5 protein-coding genes and 1 other RNA gene are annotated in these 4,625 nt (G+C 72.0%); 3 read left to right on the forward strand and 3 right to left on the reverse strand.

What is annotated here, in order from left to right; translation table 11 throughout:
- Positions 1 to 123: 123 nt before the first annotated feature.
- The 3 genes from D8M35_RS15680 to D8M35_RS15690 are packed head-to-tail and all read left to right on the forward strand — an operon-like array spanning position 124 to position 2,174.
- On the forward strand, positions 124 to 453 hold the full coding sequence (locus D8M35_RS15680) for a hypothetical protein (RefSeq protein WP_126892656.1): 330 nt from the start codon (positions 124 to 126) through the stop codon (positions 451 to 453).
- A 57-nt stretch (positions 454 to 510) separates the two neighbouring features.
- The gene (locus D8M35_RS15685; protein WP_126892657.1) at positions 511 to 1,443 is read left to right on the forward strand and encodes a Nif3-like dinuclear metal center hexameric protein; all 933 of its coding nucleotides are present in this window, start codon (positions 511 to 513) and stop codon (positions 1,441 to 1,443) included.
- Positions 1,440 to 2,174 carry a zinc ribbon domain-containing protein gene (locus D8M35_RS15690; RefSeq protein WP_126892658.1) on the forward strand — a complete coding sequence of 245 codons (735 nt, stop codon included), beginning with the start codon at positions 1,440 to 1,442 and terminating at the stop codon, positions 2,172 to 2,174. The genes D8M35_RS15685 and D8M35_RS15690 overlap by 4 nt, the downstream gene beginning before the upstream one ends.
- A 95-nt stretch (positions 2,175 to 2,269) precedes the next feature.
- Here the strand turns inward: D8M35_RS15690 and rnpB are convergent.
- From rnpB to map, 3 genes are all read right to left on the reverse strand, one after another.
- An RNA gene (gene rnpB, locus D8M35_RS15695) (RNase P RNA component class A) lies at positions 2,270 to 2,624 on the reverse strand.
- A 199-nt stretch (positions 2,625 to 2,823) separates the two neighbouring features.
- Entirely contained in the window at positions 2,824 to 3,573 is a 750-nt protein-coding gene (ppgK, locus tag D8M35_RS15700; RefSeq protein WP_058729958.1) for a polyphosphate--glucose phosphotransferase, read from the reverse strand.
- A 28-nt stretch (positions 3,574 to 3,601) separates the two neighbouring features.
- A complete protein-coding gene (map, locus tag D8M35_RS15705; RefSeq protein WP_126892659.1) occupies positions 3,602 to 4,465 on the reverse strand; it encodes a type I methionyl aminopeptidase in 864 nt (287 codons plus the stop codon).
- Positions 4,466 to 4,625: the final 160 nt, after the last annotated feature.

Genomic DNA, 4,625 nt, shown 5'->3' on the forward strand with positions numbered 1-4,625 from the left:
ACGAGGCGCCTTTCTCGTGCCCGATTCATCAAATTCCCCTCCCAATTTCTCTTCAACCATATTGCATCGAGTGATCCACCTGAAGCATGATGACGCCGAGACAGCGGTCAGCAAAGCGCCGCGGTGACAACCCCGGGACGGGAGGCGCCCGTCCGCCCGGCCCTGGGCCTCCCGGTCGGATCGCCGCTGTCGGCCTCGACCCGGCCCACCCCGTTGGTCCAGCCGGCGACCGGCCCCACCGTCATCGACCGGGCGGCGTTCGCGGCGGCGCTGACCGCGCACGAGGGCGTCACGGCGAGCACCCCCGTCGTGCTGCCGGACGCGGTGTCGCTGCCCGCGAGCGAGGCGGACCAGGACGACCACCACGGCTCCGCGCCGACGACGGCCGGTGCGGACAGCGGCTGGTGGACGCGACTCGTCGCCCGCCTGCGCTCCCTGTTCGGCCGCCGCTGAGCACCTCGGCCCTGCTGGAGCGACCTCGTCGCGCCCGCGTCTCGGTAGACTGACGGGATGCCGACGCTCCGCGAACTCCAGGCCGTCATCGAGGACCTGTGGCCCGCCGCCGGCGCCGAGTCCTGGGACGCCGTCGGGCTCGTCTCCGGGCACCCGGACCAGCAGGTCGAGCACGTGCACCTCGCCGTCGACGCCGTGCCCGCGACCGCGGACGAGGCCGTCGCCCTCGGTGCCGACCTGCTCCTCACGCACCACCCGCTCCTGCTGCGCGGGGTCACCACGATCGACGAGACGACCGCCAAGGGTCGTGTCCTGGCGACGCTCGTGCGGGGCGGGACGGCCCTGCTCGCGGCGCACACCAACGCCGACGTCGTGACGACCGGCACCTCCGCCGTGCTCGCGGACCGGCTCGGGCTCGTCGACCAGCGTCCGATCGAGCCCGGTGCCGACCCCTCGACCGGCATCGGGCGCGTCGGGGTCCTGCCCGTCGGCACCACCCTCGGCGTGCTCGCCCGGCAACTCGTCGACCTGCTCCCGCCCACCGCGACCGGTGTCCGGGTCTCGGGCGACTTCGACCGGGCCGTCCGGACCGTCGCCCTGTGTGCCGGAGCCGGCGACAGCCTGCTCGGTGAGCCCGCCGTCCGTGCTGCCGACGTCTACGTCACGAGCGACCTGCGCCACCACCCGGCGTCGGAGTTCCGTGAGCAGGCCCTGCTCACCGACGGTCCCGCGCTGGTCGACACGTCGCACTGGGCGACCGAGTGGCTCTGGCTCGACGTCGCGGCCGAGCAGCTCCGACGGCTCGCCGAGGTCCGGGTGACCGTCAGCGACCTGCGCACCGATCCCTGGGACTTCGCCGTCCTGCCCGCGGCCGAGCCCGTCCCGACCGCACCCGCCGAGCCGGCCGCACCCGCCGAGCCGACCGCAGCCGCCGAGCCGGCGGCCGGCACCCCCACCCCCGCACCCGCCCACGAAGGAGACCGACCGTGAAGGCAGCACCCGAGGACCAGGTCGTCCTCCTCGACCTCCAGCGCCTCGACAACGACGTGACCCGTCTGTCGCACCGCATCACCGCCCTGCAGAAGGGCGACCGGCTCACCGAACTCGGCACGACCGCCGCCTCGCTGCGCGCCGAGCTCGCCGCCGCGACCGGCCTGGTCGAGGACGCCGAGCGGGAACTCGCCCGTCTGGAGTCCGACACCGCCACGGCGCAGGCCCGGATCGAACGGGACACCACGATGCTGCAGAACGTGGCGAGCGCGAAGGACGCCGCCGGGCTCGAGAGCGAGATGGCGTCCCTCCGTCGTCGCATCGGGGACCTCGAGACCGCCGAGCTCGAGGTCATGGAGCAACTCGACGTGCACCGCGCCCGCGTCGGGGACATCGAGGGGAAGCTCGCCCAGGTCGAGGCCGACCGTGCCACCCTGGTCGCCGAGCGCGACACCGAGATCGCCCGCGTCGAGGCTGACCGCGAGTCCGCCGTGCAGAGCCGTGCGGCCGTCGCGGCGAAGGTGCCCGCGGACCTGCTGGCGCTCTACGACCGGCAGCGTGCACGCTACGGCTTCGGTGCGTCGCTGCTGCAGGGCGGGGTGTCCACCGCCTCCGGCGTGACGCTCACGAACTCGGACCTGCAGGACATCCGTCGGGCCGCGCCCGACGACGTCGTGCTCTGCCCCGACAGCGACGCGATCCTGGTGCGCACGGCCGAGTCCGGCCTGTAGACGCGCCGGACCCGACGGACGGGAGGCTCGTGGCGGCACCGCCACGCGCCTCCCGTCCGTCGTCGGACGCGGGTTGCGCGCGTGGTGCGTGGATGCGAACGGGCCGGCCGTACGCCGGGTTCTGTCCCGCTCTCGCGGTGACGGCCATCTCTCTCGGACCGACGTTGCCGCCGGCCTCCAGCGGTCCACCCGAGGACTCAGCGAGCAGCCTCGTCGTCCTCTGTCTGACCTTGCTCCGGGCGAGGTTTACCGAGCGGATCCGGTCACCCGGACCCCTGGTGGTCTCTTACACCACCGTTTCACCCTTACCGACGTCGCCGCCGGCGGTCTGCTTTCTGTGGCACTGTCTCGCGGATTGCTCCGGGTGGGTGTTACCCACCGCCCTGCTCTGTGGAGCCCGGACGTTCCTCGGCGCTCCCGGGGGAGCGACGCGACCGTCTCACCGACCCGTTCGCAGTGCCGAGTCTACCGCTGCCGCCGCCGACCCGGTGTCCCGCCCGGCGTGCCGGCGGCCAGGCTCCCGGACTCCCGGACTCCCAGGCTCCCTCGGCCGCCGAGCGGGCCAGAACTGTCACGCTCGATGCCTCTACCTGACCGATCGCACCCGGTCGACGGACCACGCGCGGCATGTCCTGCCCGCTCGCGGCCGCTACTTGCTCCGGGACGCCAGGGTCGCCGCGCCGATGATGCCGGCGTTGTTGCGGAGGGTCGCGGGGATGATGTCCGCCTGCAGGTCGAGCAGCGGCAGGAACTCCTCGTGGTGCTTCGACACGCCGCCGCCGACGACGAAGAGCTCGGGGGAGAGCAGTGCCTCGAGCGTCGAGTAGTACTTCTGCAGGCGCTTCGCCCAGTGCTTCCAGGACAGCTCGTCCCGCTCCTTCGCCGCGAACGAGGCCTTCGTCTCGGCGTCGTGCCCGTCGATCTCCAGGTGGCCGAGCTCCGAGTTGACGATGAGCACACCGTCGTTGATCAGCGCCGTGCCGATGCCGGTACCCAGGGTCGTGACCACGACGAGCCCGTCCTTGCCCTTCGCCGCACCGAACTGCTGCTCGGCGAACCCGGCGGCGTCGGCGTCGTTGACGAAGTGGATGGAGCGACCGAGTTCCTTCTCGAACAGCGCCTCGGCCTCGAAGCCGATCCACTTCTTCGACACGTTCGCGGCCGACATGGTCTTGCCGTCGCGGACGATCGCCGGGAAGCAGACCCCGACGGGCACGTCCGCAGCCGGGGCGAGCTCGTCGAGGATCGACTTCGCCACCGCGACGATGTCGTGCGGCTTGCCGCCCTCGGGAGTGGCCTTCTTGATCCGGTCGGTCGTCAGCTCGCCGGTGGCGACGTCGACGATCGCGCCCTTGATGCCCGTACCGCCGATGTCGACGCCGACTGCGAGGGAGGTCATGAGAAGCGGTGCCTTTCGAGAGTGACCGTCAGGAGACGGTGAGGAGTTCCGCGCCGCGCTCGGTGACGACGAGGGTGTGTTCGAACTGTGCGGTCCAGGACTTGTCGCGCGTGCTGACGGTCCAGTCGTCCGACCAGATGTCGGCCTCGATGCCGCCGAGCGTGAGCATGGGCTCGATGGTGAACACCATCCCCGGCTCCATGACGTCGTCGAAGCGGGGCGCGTCGTAGTGGGGGATGATCAGCCCGGAGTGGAACGCCCGGCCGACGCCGTGGCCCGTGTAGTCACGGACGACGCCGTAGCCGAAACGCTTCGCGTAGGCCTCGATCGCCCGCCCGATGACGTTGACCTGGCGCCCGGGCGCCACGGCCTTGATCCCGCGCTCGAGCGCGGTGCGGGTCCGGTCCACCAGGTCCTGGACCTCCTGCGAGGCCTGCCCGACGACGAACGTGCGGTTCGTGTCGCCGTGCATGCCGTCCTTGTAGGCGGTGATGTCGATGTTGACCAGGTCACCCTCCTGCAGCACGGTGTCGTCCGGGATCCCGTGGCAGATGACCTCGTTGAGGCTCGAGCAGAGCGACTTCGGGTACCCGCGGTAGCCGAGCGTCGAGGGGTAGGCGCCGTGCGACACGACGAACTCGTGCCCGATCCGGTCGAGCTCGTCCGTGGTGATCCCGGGGCGGATGGCCTCGCCGACGGCGTCGATGGCCTGCGAGGCGATGCGTCCGGCCGTCCGGATGCGCTCGACCTCGTCCGGGGTGTAGGTGTCGCCGAGGCCGTGCTCGTGCGGCTCCGCACGCCCGACGTACTCAGGACGCTCGATGTCCTTCGGCACGGGGCGCTGGGGGGAGATCCGGCCGGCGGTCAGGTGTCCGTGTGCGTCCCGGGGCATGCCGACCACTCTAACCGGGTGCGGCGCGCGGTCGTCCCGCCGGCCCCCCGGGTGTCCGCGCGGCACGGCTCGGGCATCACTCGTCGAGACGCCGGCGTGCGCGCGGGAGCCCGAGCGGCCCGTGCAGACGGGACGGTGGTCGGGAAGGGAAAGAGGTGCC

It is taken from the genome of Curtobacterium sp. HSID17257 (genome assembly GCF_003989515.1).
Taxonomy (GTDB): Bacteria; Actinomycetota; Actinomycetes; order Actinomycetales; family Microbacteriaceae; genus Curtobacterium.